General features: G+C 36.4%; 22 protein-coding genes. 7 read left to right on the forward strand and 15 right to left on the reverse strand.

The genetic code is table 11. From position 1 onward, the window contains the following. Positions 1–318: 318 nt before the first annotated feature. Positions 319–510, reverse strand: coding sequence for a hypothetical protein (locus J2Z82_RS18055; RefSeq protein WP_209482194.1), 192 nt, complete (start codon positions 508–510; stop codon positions 319–321). A 148-nt stretch (positions 511–658) separates the two neighbouring features. Between J2Z82_RS18055 and J2Z82_RS18060 the strand changes: the two genes are divergently transcribed. The 4 genes from J2Z82_RS18060 (at position 659) to J2Z82_RS18075 (ending at position 4,639) form a co-directional block, all read left to right on the forward strand. Continuing rightward, the gene (locus J2Z82_RS18060; protein WP_209482195.1) at positions 659–871 is read left to right on the forward strand and encodes a hypothetical protein; all 213 of its coding nucleotides are present in this window, start codon (positions 659–661) and stop codon (positions 869–871) included. Between the two features lie 268 nt (positions 872–1,139). Further along, a complete protein-coding gene (proB, locus tag J2Z82_RS18065; protein ID WP_209482196.1) occupies positions 1,140–2,264 on the forward strand; it encodes a glutamate 5-kinase in 1,125 nt (374 codons plus the stop codon). Then, positions 2,261–3,508, forward strand: coding sequence for a glutamate-5-semialdehyde dehydrogenase (locus J2Z82_RS18070; protein WP_209482197.1), 1,248 nt, complete (start codon positions 2,261–2,263; stop codon positions 3,506–3,508). Before proB ends, J2Z82_RS18070 begins: the two co-directional genes overlap by 4 nt. Positions 3,509–3,655: 147 nt before the next feature. Continuing rightward, positions 3,656–4,639, forward strand: a complete 984-nt coding sequence (locus J2Z82_RS18075; protein ID WP_209482198.1) for an LAGLIDADG family homing endonuclease — start codon at positions 3,656–3,658, stop codon at positions 4,637–4,639. Positions 4,640–5,024: 385 nt separating this feature from the next. Here the strand turns inward: J2Z82_RS18075 and J2Z82_RS18080 are convergent, their stop codons facing one another. Next, a complete protein-coding gene (locus J2Z82_RS18080) occupies positions 5,025–6,098 on the reverse strand; it encodes a citrate/2-methylcitrate synthase (protein WP_209482199.1) in 1,074 nt (357 codons plus the stop codon). A 106-nt stretch (positions 6,099–6,204) separates the two neighbouring features. On the opposite strand from J2Z82_RS18080, the gene J2Z82_RS18085 reads away from it, so the two are divergent. After that, positions 6,205–7,092 (forward strand): LysR family transcriptional regulator, encoded by an 888-nt coding sequence (locus J2Z82_RS18085; protein WP_342453667.1) that lies wholly within the window; start codon positions 6,205–6,207, stop codon positions 7,090–7,092. Positions 7,093–7,138: 46 nt separating this feature from the next. Here J2Z82_RS18085 and J2Z82_RS18090 read toward each other — a convergent pair whose 3' ends face one another. The 8 genes from J2Z82_RS18090 to J2Z82_RS18125 all read right to left on the reverse strand — a co-directional run bounded on the left by J2Z82_RS18090 (position 7,139) and on the right by J2Z82_RS18125 (position 16,435). Then, positions 7,139–8,659 carry an FAD-dependent oxidoreductase gene (locus J2Z82_RS18090; protein ID WP_209482201.1) on the reverse strand — a complete coding sequence of 507 codons (1,521 nt, stop codon included), beginning with the start codon at positions 8,657–8,659 and terminating at the stop codon, positions 7,139–7,141. Between the two features lie 199 nt (positions 8,660–8,858). Beyond that, a complete protein-coding gene (gene narI / locus J2Z82_RS18095; protein ID WP_209482202.1) occupies positions 8,859–9,554 on the reverse strand; it encodes a respiratory nitrate reductase subunit gamma in 696 nt (231 codons plus the stop codon). A gap of 29 nt (positions 9,555–9,583) precedes the next feature. Beyond that, positions 9,584–10,186, reverse strand: a complete 603-nt coding sequence (gene narJ, locus J2Z82_RS18100; RefSeq protein ID WP_209482203.1) for a nitrate reductase molybdenum cofactor assembly chaperone — start codon at positions 10,184–10,186, stop codon at positions 9,584–9,586. 4 nt (positions 10,187–10,190) lie between these two features. After that, positions 10,191–11,693, reverse strand: coding sequence for a nitrate reductase subunit beta (gene narH, locus J2Z82_RS18105; RefSeq protein ID WP_209482204.1), 1,503 nt, complete (start codon positions 11,691–11,693; stop codon positions 10,191–10,193). Beyond that, complete coding sequence (locus tag J2Z82_RS18110; protein WP_209482205.1) at positions 11,683–15,363, reverse strand: nitrate reductase subunit alpha; 3,681 nt, start codon at positions 15,361–15,363, stop codon at positions 11,683–11,685. The genes narH and J2Z82_RS18110 overlap by 11 nt, the downstream gene beginning before the upstream one ends. Next, positions 15,360–15,635: a hypothetical protein gene (locus J2Z82_RS18115; protein WP_209482206.1), complete on the reverse strand. Its 276-nt coding sequence runs from the start codon at positions 15,633–15,635 to the stop codon at positions 15,360–15,362. Before J2Z82_RS18115 ends, J2Z82_RS18110 begins: the two co-directional genes overlap by 4 nt. Before the next feature lie 28 nt (positions 15,636–15,663). Further along, positions 15,664–15,984 carry a hypothetical protein gene (locus J2Z82_RS18120; protein WP_209482207.1) on the reverse strand — a complete coding sequence of 107 codons (321 nt, stop codon included), beginning with the start codon at positions 15,982–15,984 and terminating at the stop codon, positions 15,664–15,666. A gap of 34 nt (positions 15,985–16,018) precedes the next feature. Beyond that, positions 16,019–16,435, reverse strand: coding sequence for a hemerythrin domain-containing protein (locus J2Z82_RS18125; protein WP_209482208.1), 417 nt, complete (start codon positions 16,433–16,435; stop codon positions 16,019–16,021). Between the two features lie 295 nt (positions 16,436–16,730). On the opposite strand from J2Z82_RS18125, the gene J2Z82_RS18130 reads away from it, so the two are divergent. After that, positions 16,731–17,000, forward strand: a complete 270-nt coding sequence (locus J2Z82_RS18130; RefSeq protein WP_209482209.1) for an acylphosphatase — start codon at positions 16,731–16,733, stop codon at positions 16,998–17,000. Between the two features lie 32 nt (positions 17,001–17,032). Here J2Z82_RS18130 and J2Z82_RS18135 read toward each other — a convergent pair whose 3' ends face one another. Next, a complete protein-coding gene (locus tag J2Z82_RS18135; RefSeq protein ID WP_092492771.1) occupies positions 17,033–17,275 on the reverse strand; it encodes a ferredoxin family protein in 243 nt (80 codons plus the stop codon). 145 nt (positions 17,276–17,420) lie between these two features. Between J2Z82_RS18135 and J2Z82_RS18140 the strand changes: the two genes are divergently transcribed. After that, a complete protein-coding gene (locus J2Z82_RS18140) occupies positions 17,421–18,611 on the forward strand; it encodes a M14 family metallopeptidase (RefSeq protein ID WP_209482210.1) in 1,191 nt (396 codons plus the stop codon). A 13-nt stretch (positions 18,612–18,624) separates the two neighbouring features. Here the strand turns inward: J2Z82_RS18140 and J2Z82_RS18145 are convergent, their stop codons facing one another. The 4 genes from J2Z82_RS18145 to vrrA form a co-directional block, all read right to left on the reverse strand. Then, the gene (locus J2Z82_RS18145) at positions 18,625–19,176 is read right to left on the reverse strand and encodes a histidine phosphatase family protein (protein ID WP_209482211.1); all 552 of its coding nucleotides are present in this window, start codon (positions 19,174–19,176) and stop codon (positions 18,625–18,627) included. 140 nt (positions 19,177–19,316) lie between these two features. Further along, positions 19,317–19,523: a DUF6501 family protein gene (locus J2Z82_RS18150; protein ID WP_209482212.1), complete on the reverse strand. Its 207-nt coding sequence runs from the start codon at positions 19,521–19,523 to the stop codon at positions 19,317–19,319. A 49-nt stretch (positions 19,524–19,572) separates the two neighbouring features. After that, a complete protein-coding gene (gene msrB / locus J2Z82_RS18155) occupies positions 19,573–20,532 on the reverse strand; it encodes a peptide-methionine (R)-S-oxide reductase MsrB (protein WP_209482213.1) in 960 nt (319 codons plus the stop codon). 86 nt (positions 20,533–20,618) lie between these two features. Further along, complete coding sequence (vrrA, locus tag J2Z82_RS18160; RefSeq protein ID WP_209482214.1) at positions 20,619–21,053, reverse strand: VrrA/YqfQ family protein; 435 nt, start codon at positions 21,051–21,053, stop codon at positions 20,619–20,621. Positions 21,054–21,112 lie beyond the last annotated feature (59 nt).

Raw genomic sequence — 21,112 nt, forward strand, 5'->3', positions numbered from 1 at the left:
TCTTAACGGAGGACCTTTTTATGTTTCAAGAGGGGGGGACGTCTCCCCAATAGGAATGCTCCTGTGGGAGCTGAGGCCTAGATGAGACTACGCAGTGACGTAGGAGCAAGGAGGCTCATCAGCCGCCCACGGAAAGCGAAGTGTATTTCCAGAGCGGCATAATAGCACTCAAACTTTAAAAAAGTACTTCGCAGTTTATATCTAATCTGCAATAAAAAACCCGAACTAATTTTAATTCTATTTCAAGAATTTTGAATATAGTTCGGATTTTACTTTGACTAAATACTTTTGTCCCAGCCACATTTAATTAGATCTATTTTAACGTTTTTTTAATTTCTCCTGTTCACTGTTTTTCCTTAAAGAAGTCGCATCAAAAGGATTAGCAAATTGGTTGCTTTTACCTGTTTGAATACCAATTTGTTTTCCACCTGGATCAGATATGATGCCTTCTTTTACACCATCAAAATGCGGGTCCTCATCACCATTATTTGTATTTCTTTTATCTGTCATCTAAACCACCTCCTAATAGTAGAGTGCTTAAAAAGTATGAAAAAAATTCAATACGAACTTTTATGGAATCTTTTTATAAACCAAGCTAATAAAAAAATAAAAAATAGGGAGAATAAGAATTAATATACTTTATGGATGGTGGCCAATAATGAAAAAGCGAAATCAATTTGAGAAGCAAATTAAAAATGTAGAAGAGGAAACAGATAGTCCAGCTGTATTAAATGATGTAGTAGACAGTGAATTTAAACAGTATCCAGGGCAGAATGAAAATCAGAAGGAAGATAGTCTGATTTCGCCTCTTGAAGAGGCCGTGCAACATAATATAGATGGGAAAACATGGATCACAACAGATGATGAATAGATAAAGGCATCTTTCTCATATGCTTAAAATTATTTTATCTATACCTTGACGGATTGCGCGTATGAACTTATAATATTTTCAACGTAAAGATAATAAAAGACGAAACATTTAGTTGAAAATAATATATACCGTTTAATTTTTGGATAGATCAACTCAGTTCGAATGGAAAACTTTCTTCCGTCCTTTACAGGATGGGAGGTTTTTTAATACCCAAAATAAAACTCTTAATTTTCCCATTGTTTCAACAATATAAGAAGGGGGGATTTATTTGGCAAAAGAACGTATTGTCGTAAAAATCGGAAGCAGTTCATTAACTAATTCGTACGGCGGACTTTCGAATGAGAAAATTGCTGAGCACGTTGCAGCATTATCTAAACTGAAGCGAGAAGGCAATGAAGTAATACTCATAACTTCAGGAGCTGTTGCAGCAGGTTTTACTGTATTGGGATATCAAACAAGGCCAGTAACAATACAAGGTAAACAGGCTGCGGCAGCTGTCGGACAGGGACTCCTTATGCAAAGCTATTTTGAACAATTTCAAAAGGAAGATATCGTATCCGCACAACTACTATTGACACGTCATGATTTCTCACAAGAAGAACAATACAATAATGCTTATTCGACACTTTCTGAACTTTTAAAACGTGGCATACTGCCGATTATTAATGAAAACGATTCAGTTATTGTCGATGAATTAACATTTGGAGATAATGATGTACTATCCGCTTTAGTCAGTGGTCTTATTCATGCAGATTTACTAATAATTTTAACTGATATAAATGGTCTTTATGATGGGGATCCACGTCAGAACCCAAGAGCAAAAAAGTATAACTTTCTAGCAAAAATTACAGATGATCTTCTTGCTATTGCTGGTAATACAGGTTCAAAAGTAGGAACAGGAGGGATGCGTTCCAAATTGGAAGCTGCAAAAACAGCACTATTAGTTGGAGTTAAGGTTTTTATTGGAAAAGGCGAGGGAATCAACAAACTACTTGATATTATCTCTGGTGAAGGCGACGGAACATATGTAGGATATATTCCAAATACATTATTAAAAAATAAAAAACAATGGATAGGTATCCATTCAAACATTGCCGGACAGATTGGTATCGATTCAGGTGCTGAGTCTGCAATCATTCATCATGGTAAAAGCTTACTGCCGGCAGGTGTAAAAACATTAAAAGGATCATTTAAATCAGGTGATGTTGTTGAAGTATTAAATGAAAAAGGAGAGATTATCGGTAAGGGGCAAACAAACTATACAGTTGATGAGCTTTTTCAGATAAAGGGCCTTTCCAGCAAAGAAGCTAAAGTAATAACGATGCAAAACAGACCAGAAGTAATTCATCGGAACAATTGGGTATCAGTGACAAAGGAGAGTGGGATAAAATGAATGAACTTAATGATAAAGGGCGAAAAGCTAGTAATCTGGCAACAACTATTGCACAGTGCACAACAAAGCAAAAAAATGATGCATTAAAACTGATAGCTAAACAACTGTTAGACGAGACAGCGTTTATTTTATCAGAGAATAACAAGGATTTAGAAGCAGGTAAAAATAATGGTATGAATGATAATTTACTTGATCGCCTAAAACTGACTAAGGAACGCATTCATGAAATGGCGGAAGGAGTCCAGCAAGTAGCAGCCTTATCCGATCCAATTGGCGAGGTACTAGAGGGATGGGATAACCCAAATGGTCTCCACTTTGAAAAAATACGTGTACCTCTTGGCGTTGTCGGGATGATTTTTGAAGCAAGACCTAATGTCACTGTAGACGCATCAAGCCTTTGTTTAAAAACTGGCAACGCGGTTTTATTACGTGGCAGTTCATCAGCGATTAATTCAAACAAGGCTATTGTAAGTGTTATTCACTGGGCACTTGAGAAGAGTGAGTTACCAACTGAATCAGTTCAATTGTTAGAAGATACGAGTAGAGAAACGGCAGCAAAAATGTTCAAGCTCACAGAATATTTAGATGTACTCATACCACGGGGTGGTGCAAACTTAATTAAAACAGTGGTTGATAATGCCTCAGTACCTGTGCTTGAAACTGGTGTAGGAAATTGCCATGTCTTTATTGATGAAAGTGCTGGCAAAAATATGGCAGTAGAGATTGCAGTAAATGCAAAAACACAGCGTCCATCTGTTTGTAATGCAGCAGAAACAATTTTGGTTCATCAAAATTGGGCTGAACAGCACTTTGAGAAGCTAATTCAAGCGTTAAATGAAAATAACGTGGAAATTAGGGCTGATAAAAAAGCTAGACAACTAGATAGTAGTTTGTTCCCCGCTACTCAAGAAGATTTTGAAACTGAATACCTTAACCTGACAGTTGCGCTACGTGTTGTGGGTAGTTTGGATGAGGCGATTGGACATATTCAAACCTTTGGGTCAAAACATTCGGAAGCAATAATTACAGAAAACAAAGATAGTGTGGAAGATTTTTTTAACAAAATAGATGCAGCTGCACTCTATCATAACGCTTCTACACGGTTTACCGATGGTTTTGAGTTCGGTTTTGGTGCAGAGATTGGTATTAGTACGCAGAAATTACATGCCCGTGGTCCAATGGGATTACCCGCCCTTACATCAACGAAATATATTGTTAGGGGATCAGGTCAAATAAAAGCATAAGAGCTTCTAAGGCTTTACTCATAAATTTTCACAATAAGCCAAGTTTTAATGGGGTTTAAATGGCTGAAATTTGTGTTTATTCTATCTCCGGTATATAATTAAACAGAACACATGTTCTTGTAATTGTATATAGGGGGGAATTAATTAATGGGTGAGAGGACTAAGAAGTTACGAAAAAGGACACTAACTGACCAGGAAGTAATTAAGTTATATGTAAAAGGTAAAAGTACAACTGAAATTGGAAAATGCGCTAATGTATCTTCCAGGTATGTAAGAATGGTACTGCATAAGCATAATGTAGAAATGCGTTCATTTGGAAGCTGGAAGCGAAAGTATTCCATGAATGAAGATTATTTTAAAACGTGGTCTAATAATATGGCCTATATATTGGGTTTTTTCGTTGCGGACGGCACAGTTGCCCGTGATATGCAGTCTATTAGTTTTGCGCAAAAGGAAAAGTATATTCTAGAGGATATAAGGAAGGAAATTGGATCTGAACAGCCTATTTATAAAAATATGAAGACAGGTGTTCATTTACTTACATTAAGTAGTAAAATAATGAAAGAAGACATAATGACTATCCATGGGGTTATGCCGAATAAATCCAGTCAAATTAAATTTCCAGAAGTTCCAAAGGAATATATGAGTCATTTTATTAGAGGTTATTTTGATGGAGATGGCAGTATTAGTTATGAAAAATATACTGTTACTTTTGTGGGTGGCTCAGAGATATTTATGAAATCTTTATTAAAAATTCTAACAAGTGAGGGATTTAGGCCACAATTTGTTTCTCAAGGTAGTTATTATCGCGTCCATATAAGAGGGAGAAGATCTATTAAACTTTTCTCAAATTGGATTTATAAAAACACTGACAAATCCTTTTACCTTAGGCGAAAGTTTAATAACTTTAACAAAGAAAAACTAAAACTAGAATACTTAGAAGATAGAAAAGACCTTAGTACAAGGAAAGCAGTATCAACACGTAAATTAGATTTCCTATTAATTTATACACAATTAAAGTCCGAACAGAAAGTATGTGATTGCATGGGGATTAAAATCACTACATTTAAGAGGTGGTTAAAGAATGATAAAAGGTTTAAGTTAGACTTTATTAATTTATCCAAGTTATAGGAACCACCTATGAGGTTTGTATCAAGAAAAATCTGGACAATGAGATATTATTTATTTTAAAAAATCGCCCCAATTCAATTGGGGCGATTTTTTAAAAATGATTTACAATCTTTAAGACAAGTATTCAAAAATCTAGAAATAATTAGAAGTAGAATTATTAGAATCATTGATATGAAAGACGGCTCCGTAGTTTCGGATTTTATTGTAGACTCAGCAACTAAGAAATTAAAGAGATGAGGTTGTTCGAGAGATAAAAAGTAGAATTTAACTTCGGGTTAACATAATATATATTATAGGAAGTTATATTAATTTTAATAAATTTCATCTCAATTTCCAAGTATACTATTGATAGTGAGATAAAATAGAAAAAAATCACGCTATAAATTTATAACGTGATTTCGTGATTATTTTCTCCAACATATCTAGCTGCTGGTCGGAAAATCGTATTATTATTTATCTGTTCCGTTGCGTGTGCACACCAACCAACAACTCGGCTTGAACTGAAGATTGCTGTAAATAACGTTGAATCTAACTCCAGTGATTTCATAATTGCTGCAGCATAATATTCTACGTTTGTATATAGTTTCTGATTTGGTTTATATGTCTTCAGTATTCTTATTGTTTCTTGTTCCGTTTTTAATGCTAAATTAATCCAATCAGGAATATCAGCCAACTCAAGTAATTTGTCTTTTAGAGCTTCTGCACGTGGATCAAACGTTTTATACACTCTATGACCAAACCCCATAATTCTTTCATTTTTATTTAGTTTTTTGTGAATTACTTCACCTATTTTATTTTCGTTACCTATTTCATCAAGTAATTTTATAACTCCAGATGGTGCGCCACCATGTAATGGTCCTTTCATAGTTCCTAAAGCACTTGTTACCGCAGCAGTAAGATCACTTTTTGTGGAAATAGTTACTCTTGCAGAAAATGTCGATGCATTCATTCCATGTTCCATAGTCATAATCATATACGCCTCAAGCATCTTAACGTCCGATTTATTTAGACTGCCAACAAGCATATAAAGAAAGTTTTCAATATGAGATAGGTTTAAGTCAGGTTCAATTACTTTCATTGAACTTAAACTCCGATAACGGTAAGCGATTATTGTTGGCATGATTGCTATAAGCTGGATAGCATCAGTATTACTAGATAGTGACGATATTGCAGTTCTCAGAACATCCATTATAGATAAATGTTTTGGTAGGTTTTCTATTATTTTATTGACATGGCCAGGCAATTTGCGCTGGTTCTTTAACTTTGAATTAAATTCAACGAGTGCTTGATTAGATGGTAATTCCCCGTACAGCAAAAGATAAGCAACTTCTTCAAAAGTGTTATTTTTTACAAGGTTTTGAATGGGTGTGCCTCTATAAATCAATGCTCCATTTTTGCCGTCGATATTACTTAACTTCGTTTCCGTAACAATTACTCCTTTTAATCCTGGCTGGTACATTTTACGCTCCCCTTCCCTCTCAATGATATTTTAATTGTATATCAATTAATTCATTATTAAAATTTAATTATTTTTAGTATAATAATAAATATATTTTATTAATGAGGTGTTACTTATCGATACACGAACATTAAAAACCTTTATATTGGCTGCAGAACATGAGAATTATAGGATTGTTTCGGAAAAACTGTTTATTACTCAGCCAGCTGTAAGTTCTCAGATAAGGCAATTGGAAAAGGAAATTGGTGGTAAGCTATTCAATAAACGTGGCAGACATATAAAATTAACCGAATTAGGTCGATTATTTCACAAAGAAGCAAAGGATATTGTTGCTCAAAGTGAAAGAAGTTTGAGTCAAATCAGTAAATTTCAGCAAGGATTTAATAAAACATTGCGTATTGCTATTTCACCTTTGCTAGCCGATACGATTCTGCCAAGTATTTTAAGAGAGTATACAAATCAATATCCTCATGTTGAATTATCAATACAAGTGCTGGAGTCAAAAGAGATAGCTTCTTTAGTGGAAGAAGGAAGTGTAGACGTGGGATTATCCTGCTTACCTGGAGATCCAAACGTGAAATGCTTGAAATTTCACGAGGAGTCTGTTGGTCTTGTATGTAATCACGACGGCTATGATGCGGAGTCTGGTCCTATTGTTGATGCAAAGGATCTTCTTGAAAATAATATTATTTTAACAGATAATCATCCATCCTATTGGAATGTTCTAAAGGAGCAATTGAAAGCCACATTATCCTCATACCAATTTATGAGCGTCACACACTCCTATATAGCAAAACGTTTTATTTTGGAAGGTATTGGTGTGAGTTTTCTTCCAAAATCCATTATAAATCGTGAAATAGTCGAAGGCAGATTAATGGAAATCCCCGTTTCTTTTATGGAATTGCCAAAAGCAAATATGTATATAATTTACAAATATGAACATGAAATCGAAACTGAGTTTGTGAAATTTATATCTAATTTTCATTTAAGTTAAAACAGAAGCAACCAAATTGGCTGCTTCTGATAAGTAAAGGAACTAATTATTCGATTTCAACCTTAGGTAAAGGTTTTTTAGCTGGACCCTCTATAACTTCTCCAGTATAAGAAAATCTCGATCCATGACAGGGACAATCCCAGGTTCGATCCCCGGAATTCCACTCTACTTCACATTTCATGTGGGTACACGTGGTATCTAAAGCATAAAGATTCTCTTCTTTATCTTTATAAATACCGGTTCTTTGTCCATTAATACGTGTAACTGTTGCGTCGTCAGGTGACAAACCACCCAAATTATCGTCTCTTCTATCCATTTTACCTTTTGCCATGTGTTTTGCTACATCGGCATTAATACCTGTAAACTGGCGTAATGCAGGATCAACCTGAAAACGTGATGGCGTATATAATTCTTTGTAAAGTGTATCTTCTTGTAGAATCATATCCGTTATCATTTTTGCTGCTAACGTACCATTTGTCATGCCCCATTTACGAAAACCGGTTGCAACAAAAACAGATTGCTGTGCTTTTGTAAGGGGTCCAATATATGGAACTTTATCCAATGTTATTAAATCCTGTGCTGACCAACGATTTACAAACTCTGATATTCCAAAGTGCTCACCGGCGAACTCCTGTAGTGCGTTATAATGATCCATTGTGGATTTTCCCTGACCTGTTTTATGACTTTCACCACCTATTAGCCACAAATCATTCTCAGCAATACGGATTGATCTGGTAGGATTTTCTGCATTGATATACATTCCACCAGGATAATCTTTGTTGGATTTTCCGGCCACTACATAAGATCTATCAGCATACATCCGAGTTGGATAGAATCCTTGTCCATCATAAAATGGATAATGAGAAGCTTGGATAACATAACGACATGTTATACGGTTTCCATCTTTGAGTATAATTGATGGATGTTTGTTATATTCAATATCTGCTGCATTCGTATTTTCATAAATTTCAAGCCCATTATCAACACTGTCTTTCAGCAATGCTTTTAAGTATTTTAATGGATGAAATTGTGCCTGTCGCTTCATTAATAATGCCGATTTCATCGGTATATCCAGTGGCATGTTTTTAACCAGTTCACTGGGTATTTCCAATTGATCATATGCTTTCTTTTCATTCTCTAGCTGGGATATGTATGAATCATCATTCGTGAAAATATAGGCATCCTCTTCCTTAAGATTACAGTCTATTTTATGCTTTGTAACGATGTCGCTAATAAGTTTTTTAGCTTCTGATGCACCTTTGTAATATAAAGAAGCTTTTTTGGAACCGAAGTGCTCAATTAACTCATTATATATCAGTCCATGTTGAGCTGTGATTTTTGCTGTGGTATGACCTGTTGTACCATTCAATATTTTGCTGGCGTCAATTAAAGTAACCTTTACACCTTCTCTTGCCAGTAAATAAGCAGCTGTAATTCCTGTTATACCGCCACCTACAATACCAACATCAGTTTTGATCGATTTATCCAGTGACGGGTAAGAAGGTAATTCTACAGAATCCCGCCAATAAGGCTCAGGGTTTTGTGGTGATTTCATGTTTTGTGACATCTATACTGAACTCCTTTATCGTGTGGCTACAATCTCTACTTTATTTTTGGTCAGTAATCCAATAATTATACATTAATGCTCGGGATAGTTAGAAAGTTGCTTATCATCTTGCCTTAGTTGCTCTTATTTAAGAAAATTTTACTTTCTTAAATAACAAAAAAGAACTGAAAGACTTCAGTACTTTTTTGTTCACTACCTATTATTTTACTTTGTTCTTATATTGAGATCTTGAGCGGTATTGCTGTGGTGACCTCGTTGGGTATGTCACTGGAATAGTATAAAAATGAACTAATCTAGTGAACGGTATTGATGCGAATAACCCGAATGCTGTCAGTGTGTGTAACTTAAAGATGAACGGGATATTTTCCATCAAGTGGTACTGTGGATTCAAGATAAATAAACTTCTGAACCATGGTCCAATAGATGTTCGATAATCAAACTCCTCAGGTGTAACATTTTGAAAAACAGTCATATATGTTCCAATAGCTGAAACAATTAGAAGCGCTATTACCGAATAGAAGTCTGCAAACGTTGCATGAATTCTGACTGGATCAATAGTCATTTTTCGAATCAGTAAGATAATCAGTCCTGCAACTACCATTATACCTGCAAGAGATCCCCCATAAACTGCTCCGATATGGTACAAATGATCTGATACCCCTATTGCCTGATAAAAATCCATTGGGATAACGATTCCCATGACATGTCCGAAAAACGCAAAAATAATCCCAAAGTGAAACAAGGGTGAACCAATCCGAAGCCATCTTTTTTCAAAGAATTCCGTTGATGGTGCTGCCCATGTCAATTGTCGAAATGCAAAGCGATTTAATAAACCAACTATCATAATAACTATGGTTATATATGGGAAAATAACCCACCAGAAAATCTCACTCACACATTATCCCTCCTTTGCTGTGATTTTGATTACTTGTACATGATAGGATATGGTAATTCTTCCAGATCCGCGTCTTCTCTTTCAAATTCCAATCTGGCAATTTCCTCTTTTGTTGGCTCAGGGAACACATTTTTTCTTAAAATGTACAATATATTGTAATAAGGATTATCAAGCGGAAGACTGCTGATAATTCGCTTTAATGCAACAGCGAGACGTCTTACCAGTCGATCATTGTCCTGACTGTCTGGAGCGACAGCCAGGAACTCGAACAACATTGGAATGTAATCAGCTAGTTCATCATCTACTCTTTCAAATCCTGCATCACTGATAATTTTTTGCAGCCGGATGAATGCGGCACCTCGTTTACTGCTATCACCTAATTCATGCGCAGTTAGATATAAGCCATGTTTAGCTTTTAAGTCAAATGTTGATACATACAACTTTTTAAGCTCTTCTGGTGATAATTGGTGAAATGACTTTAATGCCTTATCAAGTTCTTTTTTTAATTCTGGTGATGTTATATTATCGTTAATACAATCGCTTATATCTATTTGTTCATTAATGAAATTATCGTCAGGATAGGCTAACAAACGGGAACCAATAACAAGTATAGTACGTTCCTGATCTTCCATATGCTTATCTACCCTTTCCAAATGCTGTTGTTACTACACCCTCTGGTGGTGCTAAATCTTCTAAACTGCAAGCACCTTGCTCATAGTAAAGTTCGTCTTCGCCATCCATTTCTCTTCGGCCAGTAGGAATGACAAATCTTTCATTATACTTTGCAATACCTAGTAACCGCGCCATATCCTCAACCTCTTCAGGGTTCGTGTCTGCTTCATTTAATAATTCGCTTTGTCTGAATTCATCGATACCACCTACTGTCTTACCTCGCATATGAACTCGCATAGCTATTAATTTAAGAAGTACTTTACGAATAACTTTGGTGTCATCGGCCGCAAGTATGGAAGCTAGGTATTGAACCGGGATACGCATCTGATCAACAGCAGGAATATACCCGTCAGTGTCCAATTCATCTTCATTAGTAATATGATTCATAATTGGGCTAAGTGGTGGTACATACCAAACCATTGGTAATGTACGGTATTCTGGATGTAATGGTAACGCAATTTTCCACTTTATTGCCATTTTGTATACGGGAGAATTTTGTGCCCCATCAATCCATTCATCATTAATACCAGCTTTTCTCGCTTCCTCTATTACTTCTGGATCAAATGGATCCAAAAATACAGAAAGCTGTGCTTCATAAAGATCTTGTGGATCTTCAACAGATGCAGCATCTTTTACTTTATCCGCATCATACAAAACTACGCCAATATAGCGAATTCTTCCAACACATGTTTCAGAACAAATGGTTGGCATTCCTGCTTCAGTTCTAGGATAGCAGAAGTTACATTTTTCAGCTTTATGTGTATTCCAGTTATAATAAACTTTGTGATATGGGCAGCCACTCATACAAAAGCGCCATCCGCGACATGCTTCCTGATCAACCAGAACAATTCCATCTTCATCACGTTTATATAGTGCACCTGAAGGACATGACGCAACACATGATGGATTCAAACAATGTTCACATATTCTTGGTAAATACATCATAAACGTTTTCTCATATTGCATTGAAATATGTTCTTGCAATTTTTCAACTGTCGGATCAGTGGATACAATTTCAGTACCACCTGCAAGGTCATCATCCCAGTTTGGTCCCCATTCAGGCTTGTCAATGAACTCACCAGTAATCTGGGATTGTGGTCTAGCGACAGGTAAGTTTTCACCTTTGGGACTATTAATCAGGTTTTGATAATCATATGTCCATGGCTCATAATAATCATCCATAGTAGCCATATCAGGATTGTAAAAGATATTCATAAGTTTGGATATAGGGCCACCTGCTTTAAGCTGCAGCTTACCGTTTTTTAGAACCCAACCACCTTTATAATGATCGGAATCCTCCCATCTTTTAGGATATCCAGGTCCTGGACGAGTTTCCACATTGTTAAACCACATATATTCTGTTCCGGGACGATTTGTCCATGTATTTTTACATGTAACTGAACAAGTATGGCAACCAATACATTTATCCAAGTGCATAACCATTGCTACCTGTGCCTTAATTCTCAAGCCAATCAACCTCCTTAAGTGCTCTAATAACTGCAATTGTATCTCTCTGATGTCCTGTTGGGCCGTAATAATTGAACCCATAACTCAATTGTGAATAACCGCCAATCATATGTGTTGGTTTCAGTGTTATACGCGTAACACTGTTATGAGTTCCGCCACGTTTTTTGCTGATTGAAGTTGCTGGTACACCCATTGTACGGTCCTGCGCATGATACATGTAGGCCATACCTCTAGGTATACGATACGTGAGAACAACTCTTGCAGCAATCGCACCATTTCGATTATAAACCTCAACAAAATCATTATCATTTAGATCAATCGATGCGCCATCTTCTTCGTTCATCCAAATCGTTTGCCAGCCTCTGAACAATGTTGACATATGCGTGGTGTCTGTAAACATTGTGTGAATTCCCCACTTTTGGTGTGGTGTCAGATATCTGACAGTAATCGATTTCCCATTTTCTTCAACGCCTTGCTCGCTCTTCAGAAACGGACCGTAGTTTAACGGTGGCAAATATAGTGGTAACCCTTCACCAAAGTCGAGCATCATTTCATGATCCATATAAAAGCTTTGCCGCCCTGTCAGCGTACGCCATGGAATGTTATATTCCGTATTAACAGTAAATGGCGAATAGCGTCGATGGTCTTTTTCAAGTCCGCTCCAAACAGGTGTTGAGATAGCGGTACGAGGCTGTATACTTAAATCATATAATGTATGATCTTCTTCCTCACGTGCACGGGAAATATCACCAAGCTTCTGTCCTGTTTTGGCCTCGAGTGATTTCCATCCTGCAACTGCTCGTTTACCATTTGTAGCGCCAGACATTAGCAGAATTGCATTAATTGCTTGTTTGTCAGTATATAAGTCTGGATTGCCTTTCCCGATGCCTTCTCGCCTTGATTTACCAAGTCGTGAACCAAGTTCTTCATAAACCTCTTCCCCTGGAATTGTAACACCCTTACCACCGTAACCATTTTTAATCAACGGACCGATGGAGGTCAGTTTTCGGAAAACATTTGGATAATCACGTGTTACAACTTTCATGTTCGGCATTGTTTTTCCGGGAATTGCTTCTACTTCCCCTTTTCGCCAATCCTTCACCTTGCCAAATGGCTGAGAAATCTCACTTTTTGAGTCGTGTGCAAGAGGTGAAGTGTGTAATTCCTCTGTAGCTGGAAGATGTTCTTCGGCAAGTTCTGAGAAAATTTTACTGATTTCCCGGAATGTATTCCAATCGCTCTTAGCTTCCCAAGGTGGTGAAATAGCAGCATTGAAAGGGTGTACAAACGGATGCATGTCGGTACTGCTAATATCGAATTTCTCATACCAGGTTGCAGCTGGCAACACAATATCTGAAAAGAGACCTGAACTTGTCATACGGAAATCGACACTGACTAATAGAACAGCTTTACCTGTAGGTGCTTCGCCATTGGTTTTTACGTCTGAAGGCTGCCAAGAATTTTCGGGTTCCGCAAGTACTTGATTATCTCCACCAACTAAGTGCTTAACAAAGAATTCGTGACCTTTTCCACTATCTCCCAGCAAGTTGGATCGCCAATTAAAGAATACTCTAGGGAAATTTCTCGGATCATCCGGATTTTCAATTGCCCACTCAAGTTTGTTATCCTTCAGCTGACTTACTACATCATCAATTATCTCTTGTTCGGATTGTGCTCCTCTTTCCCGGCTCTCTTTAACAATATCAATTGAATTCTTTGTAAATTGCGGATATGACGGTAACCAGCCTAGTCTTGCTGATAGAGCATTTATATCTGCGGGGTGGATTGAATCGTATTTGTTCCCCCAGTCGGTTTCTTCTTCCTCATCCGGAATAGTTTCATATCTAAACTGATCCGTTTGAAAGTAAAAATAAGAAGTTCCGTTCTGCAGACGTGGTGCTTTTTCCCAGTCATTTGCAAAAGCAACTTGTTGCCACCCTTCTTGAGGTCTTACTTTTTCCTGGCCAACATAATGAGCCCAGCCTCCGCCATTTACGCCCTGTGAACCTGTAAGCAGCACAAGATTAAGGATACTTCTGTATATTTGATCACTATGGTACCAGTGATTTGTTCCGCCACCCATTGCTATCATAGATTTTCCATTTGTGCGTTCAGCGTTGTCTGCAAACTCCTTTGCAACTTTAATAACGTGGGTTTTATTAACTCCAGTAATGCTCTCTTGCCATGCTGGTGTATAAGGTTTTGGATCATCATAATCTGTCGGATAATCACCAGGTAAATTACGATTGACCCCAGTATGTGCCATCATTAAGTCATAGACAGTAGTTACTTTAAGTGTTTCACCATCTTTGTTTTGAATAGTCTTAACTGGTACTCCACGTTCCACAATATTGCCATTCTTCTCTGCAAAATACGGGAACTGCACCATTGCTGTTTCGTCTGGGTTGTCAATAAAGCTTAATAATGGGTCGATAGAACTTCCATCCTCTTTTTTCAGTTCCAGGTTCCATTTATTGTCGTCATCCCAACGGAATCCCATGCTACCATTTGGTGTTTCTAAATTACCTGTAGCTTCATCCCAAACCGTTGTTTTCCACTCACTTAACTTGTGGTCACCGTTTAGGTCAGATGCCCGAAGGAAACGGTTACTGCGGTAGGATCCATTCTCTTCATTCAATGTCACTAAAAATGGCAAGTCAGTAAATTTCTTTGCATACGAAGTAAAGTATGGTGTTTCTTTGTTTACATAGAATTCTTTTAAAATAACGTGGGTCATGGCCATAGCTAAAGCACCATCAGTTCCTGCCCGTGCAGGAAGCCAGATGTCAGCAAACTTTTCATATTCAGCATAGTCGGGGCTGACTCCAACAACTTTGGTGCCGTTATACCTTGCTTCCACCATAAAGTGAGCGTCAGGTGTACGGGTTTGAGGTAAATTAGTTCCCCAGATAATGAAATATTTGGAGTTATACCAGTCGGCACTTTCCGGGACATCGGTCTGTTCTCCCCATACTTGAGGTGACGCTGGTGGTAAATCCGCATACCAATCATAAAAACTTAAAATAGTTCCACCAAGTAATGATAAAAAGCGGGTTCCTGCAGAATAACTGACCATAGACATGGCTGGAATTGGACTGAATCCTGCAATCCGGTCTGGCCCGTAATTTTTAATTGTATGGATACTTGAACTAGCAATAATTTCGCACATATCTCTCCATGATGCCCGGACAAATCCTCCCTTGCCTCGAGCACTTACATACTTTGCTCGTTTTTCAGGATTTTCTGTAATATTCTCCCAAGCTTTTACTGGATCACCAGCTTGTTCTCGCTCTTGTTTCCATAATTCATATAAGTCACTGCGAATGTAGGGATATTTAACACGTATAGGGCTGTATGTATACCAGGAAAAGCTTGCACCCCTAGGACAGCCTCTTGGTTCATACTCCGGAAAATCATCTCCGGTACTTGGATAGTCCGTCTGCTGTGTCTCGGATGTAATAATGCCATCTTTAACATAAATTTTCCAGCTGCATGAACCGGTACAGTTTACCCCATGGGTTGATCTGACAATCTTGTCATGCTGCCAGCGCCTCCGATATATATCTTCAGAATCACGCGGACGAGGACTTTCCTCGGTGAAATCATCATTAATTTTTTCGCCATGACGGATATGTTTAAGTGTTTCTAACAGTTTATTACTGCTCCTCATCTATTTTCACCTTCCTCATTTAATGATTGGATAGGATTAAATCGTTCGCCGAGAATTTTAAAGCTGCCTGCACCTTCTTTTAATTCTTCAAGAAATATCTTTAAACTTGGAACGTTTGAAGAAACAACTATTAAACGTTCTAAGGTGTCATATTCCTCAATCGCATATATTTCTTCAATCACTTTTGGGGGTATTTCGCCAAATCGCATCTTAAGTATTGCGATTAAGTCTTCTCGATCCTGGACATAACTTGCACCATCTTCAAACAACATCTAAATTCCCCTTTTCTTGCTGAAGTTATTACATCTTCATCATTTTAAAATAATCTGCTATCATAACTTCTTTACAAGCTTCTCCAAGTTCTTTGGAAAAGTCTGTCATTTCCTCACCCATTCTTTCAACTGCTTCATGTGAAAAAGACTTCGATTTTTGGTGTGCGAAGCCATCTCCATAATAAAAAATGAGTTGGTATTGTTCCGAATCTTTGATGACGTGTGCTTGGATATCATATGGATGTATATTATAATGTTTTTCCACTTCTTCCATTAGAAAGCTGTACAGATCCGGCAAAGCGACTCTTAAAAATTGTTCCTGCTCTGTCTGTATTCGTTCTGATTCCATATCAACTCACCTCCAGTAATTTTTTGATTTATGACTAGTGTTCTGGTAGTACTTCCATTTCTTTTTGGTTATGAAGCTCATCTACTATAATTAACGATTGAAATTTTTGGACAACTTCATCATTGATGCCGTCGTTATTTAGAGTGGATTTAATTTCCTTAATTAATATCCTTAACAAATTATGATCCCTGGTTAATGCAACAATGTCCTCATTTAGATCGGGATTTTCTTCAACTAATTCTTTATACAAACCTTCTTCTTCAGCTTCAGCATGTCGAAGTGTTCTGGTTTCCCATTGTTCGACAATTACATAAGCTAGTTTCAATGCTTTCTCAGTATGACTATCTCTAACTAGCTTATCGAGGAAATTCGTCAATTCAATTGCCTCATTTAGTGCTGCTTCATGAATGGCTTTGTGACTATCGACATGTTTTAAAGCAGGACCTGACATAAAATGATCACCTCTTTGAGTGTACTATTTTTATTAATTGTTTATAATAATTAAGATAGAAACATATTCCATCTAGTAGATTTAGCATATCATGTATTATTTTATGGAACAATTAATTATATAGAATATTTAAATTTATGTGATAATTATCACATAAGTGGATTTAAATGAAACCATATACTTTTAATCCTCGGGTTATTAGTTTAATTAGCATATTCTGCGGAAATATACTATTAGGCTGTTACACATTGTTAAAAATATGCAATAAAGTAATATTATGCTAGGGAGTGATTACATGCTTGTACATGTAACTGTAAGCGGACGAGTACAGGGAGTTGGTTTCAGGTATACTACTCAGCAAAATGCTAAAGAACATGGTTTAGCTGGATGGGTCCAAAATCAATCTAATGGTACTGTTGAATTGGAGGCTGAAGGTAGGGAAACAAGCGTAATTTCATTTTTAAGTGAGCTGGAAGATGGGTTTAATCAGTTCATTCGTGTTGATGATATAAAAGTGGAGAAGATAGAGGAGCATAAGGGGTATAATAATTTTTCGATAAAATAAAAGCCGCCCTCTTATGAGTAGCGGCTGTTACTTTATTGTTGATCTTCATAGAATTTACGATTTAAAGCAATGTATTCATTTTCTTCTTCAGGAACTTCATCTTCCATATAAATAGCTTCCACTGGGCAAACTGCTTCACAAGCTCCACAATCAATACATATATCCGGATCAATGAAGAACATATCTTTTCCTTCTTCTATACAATCAACAGGACAAACTTCGACACATTCGCCTGATTTCTCATCTTTACAAGGTGATGTAATAATAAATGCCAAGTAAATCTCCTCCTCAAAATTAAGGCCAAATATTTATTTATACAATAATACTACATAAACTTTCTTATTCTTTCAAGCTAATTACACACATAGTTAGGCTTTTATACATATTATTTATTATTCGATAAATGAGGAGCGAATGTACATGGAAGTAATCATCCGACCAAACGATTCGTTTTGGTATTATAGCCAATTATTCGATATTCCACTCATATTAATAGAACAATCAAATCCACAACTCAATGCAAATCAATTACTAGTGGGACAAAGTATTAAATTACCAGGGTATACATTAAATAATTACCAAATAAATGGAACAGATTCTTTGTGGAAAATTGCAATTGAGAATAATATTCCAGTAGATATGCTTTTATTAATGAACCAGTCAATTGATGCAACGAACCTTCAGATTGGGCAAACGATTGTAATTCCACAGCGTGTAAATGGTTTGCTTATATCTGATTTTGACAATTATACATTTGAAAAAATGGTGAGCGATATTAATAACCTATTATCAGTTTATCCGTTTATCTCAAGACAAATAATTGGTAAATCTGTAGTGGGTAAAGATTTAGTGGAGTTGCAGATTGGAAATGGTAGTAAACAAGTTCATATAGATGGATCTTTTCATGCTAATGAATGGATAACAACATCTGCAATTATGCGGTTTGTAAATGACTATGTTCTTTCACTTACAAATAAAAAGGCTATTCGTGGTGTAAATATGCTGCCATTATATAATGAATCATTTCTATCAATTGTTCCAATGGTAAATCCAGATGGTGTTAATTTGGTTCTGGAAGGTGCTGAAGCTGCGGGAGAGTTTAAACAGGATGTTCTGGAAATTAACAATCAGAATGAGGATTTTTCAAATTGGAAGGCAAATATATCAGGAGTAGATTTAAATAATCAATATCCAGCACTTTGGGAAGTAGAAGCAGCACGTAAACCAGATTCACCACAACCACGTGATTATCCTGGGCCTTACCCATTATCTGAGCCAGAAGCTATTGCAATGGCAAATCTAGCAAGAGAACGAAATTTTTTGCGTGTTAATGCATTTCATACGCAAGGAGAAGTAATATATTGGGGATTCGAAGGGCTTGAACCAGCAGTTTCTAGGGATATCGTTAATGAGTACGCTCGTGTTAGCGGCTATCAGCCAATACGATATATAGATAGTTATGCAGGTTTTAAAGATTGGTTCATTCAGGACTTTAGACGTCCAGGATTTACAATAGAATTAGGCAGTGGCGTTAACCCGTTGCCGTTCACTCAATTTGAGGAAATATATCAAGAAAGCCTTGGTATTATGGTAGCTAATTTATATTTATAGCATAAGGACTAATCTAATCAGCCCATATGCACTCTATTGAGTGGTTATTGTCCTCAATATTAATTAGGTAAACGTCAGGATTTCGAAGGCTTTTCCATCTCTCAAAACCAAAACTTGCGTCATATTGTTTCAGTAATAAAGCAATCAGATTTCCATGGCTTACTAGAATGACATTTGTTGCATCTTTATCCGACTGGACACTTTCAATTACTAATTTAGCTCGATTTACTGTATCATTACTTGATTCTCCACCTGGCAAATTGAAGTCTAAATCTGTAAATGACTGTTCTAATACTTCGATCCAATCATCAATCGGGTCCTCACTTAAAATACGTTCTTTTAATCGATCATCTACCTTAACTTCTATATTATTTAGTTCGGCGTAGGGCTTTATACTTTCAATTGCCCTCAAGTAAGGACTTGAAATAATTTTGTCTATATTTATATTTTGTTCTGTAAAAAAATCCGAAAGCAATTGTGCCTGCCTTATTCCTTCATTTGTCAGTGGTGAATCTAAATGTTGCCCGTCCGCAGTACAATGGCGAATTAAATATAAATTTGTCAAAATGATTCAATCCCTTCTATAGAAGAATTATAATGGAAGTTCAAGATATTTCTAAATAATAAATTAATTATAGCATTAATAGATTAAAATAGAAAATATAATATTTTTTGATCCTACAGAAAATAACAGGTCGAAACCTGTTATTTTAGTTCTTTAAAATAATTTTTGTAAAAACCGCCAATCCGATTGCTGTTATCCATAATAAAATAAAATTCTTCCGTTTCATTCTTTACATCATAATGTTTCCCGGGAGTTAATTTATTATGAACAATAAATTTTTGGGCGTCTGAATGAACGCACTCGACTATTTTCTTTGTATCGCGTTCTTCCCAATTTAAATGAATCATGTCTATCTCTCCTTGTGTAATTGGTTAACATAATCAAATTATCGTTGATCTACTTAAATAGATATAGATAGTTGCTGTATCCTTTGTCTTGCATTTCCTCTTTTGGTATAAAACGCATGGCAGCTGAGTTCATGCAATAACGCATTCCACCTTTATCTTTTGGACCATCGTCAAAGAGATGCCCTAAATGTGAATCAGCATTTTTACTTCTAACTTCTGTACGAATCATTCCATGAGATGTGTCTGTTTCTTCATTTAATTGATGTGGATCAACTGGTTTGGTAAAGCTTGGCCACCCGCAGGCCGCATCAAATTTATCATGTGAAGAAAATAAAACTTCACCTGATACTATATCTACATAAATTCCCTCTTCTTCATTATCCCAATATTCATTTTCAAAAGGTCGCTCGGTAGCATTTTCCTGAGTAACACTATATTGAATAGGATTTAATTGCTCTTTTAGTTTTTCTTTATCTGGTGTTTGCTGCCAATTTCTCTTAATGAAATCTTCTCTGCCCGAACCTTTTTTATATAATTTGTAATGAAACGAGTTTCTCTTATAATAATCCTGGTGTTCTTTTTCTGCCTCATAAAAAGTTTTTGCAGGTATGATAGGGGTAATTACCGGTTTTGAAAACTTTCCACTTTGATCTAGTTTTTGTTTTGATTGTTCTGCGATTTGCTTTTGTTGCTTATTATGATAAAAAATAGCTGTCTGATAAGATTCCCCTCTATCATTAAACTGGCCACCTGCATCGGTTGGATCTATCTGCTGCCAGAAAATATTAACGAGTTGTTCGTATGACATTATACCAGGATTAAATGTAATTTGTACTGCTTCCACATGTCCTGTCGTGTTGGAGCATACTTGTTCATATGTGGGGTTCTCGGTATCGCCACCTGTATAGCCTGATACTACATTGATAATACCCGGGCGTTGATCAAATGGTTCCACCATACACCAAAAACATCCTCCCGCGAATGTTGCTAGTTCATTTTGATTAGTCATTATTTATACCTCCATTGCGTACAAAGTTATCTTAACCCTATTTTTTCGCTTTTAAAAGAAAAAATCAAGTTGTGTGCCTTGTATAGTTAAATATATAACTTTGGTGTCGATTGACCAACATCTCTTTTGGAAGTATTTTGGTTCGTTTTCGATCTATTATGGTCATTACTAGATTCTATTCTCCTCGTTTGTTCCTCGCTCTCACCCTGGCTTTCCGTATCATCATCTTCATTAAGTGCTTTCATTAATTTAAACATCGTTGGAAGGTTTTTAGCAATTGGAGCATATTGTTGTACAATTGGGGCTGTAGATTGAACAACCTTTAATACTTTCTGTATATTGTTCAGTGTTTGTGTAAGTCCTCCAATTCTATTTGGAGATAATAAATTTTGGGCATATTGTGGTGGTAAGAAACGATGCATCAAGTTTTGCAAGTGCGGTTCTTGTGGAACTCCCTGGAACCCTCCGCGATTTTGTAAGATATGATTACTAGGATTTTGCGGTTGTATAGGCCATACCATGTTATCCTCCCCTTCAAAACAATTTTCTAGATTATTGTACGTAATAAATCCTAAAGAGT

Source organism: Virgibacillus litoralis, assembly GCF_017873675.1.
Taxonomy (GTDB): domain Bacteria; phylum Bacillota; class Bacilli; order Bacillales; family Amphibacillaceae; genus Lentibacillus; species Lentibacillus litoralis.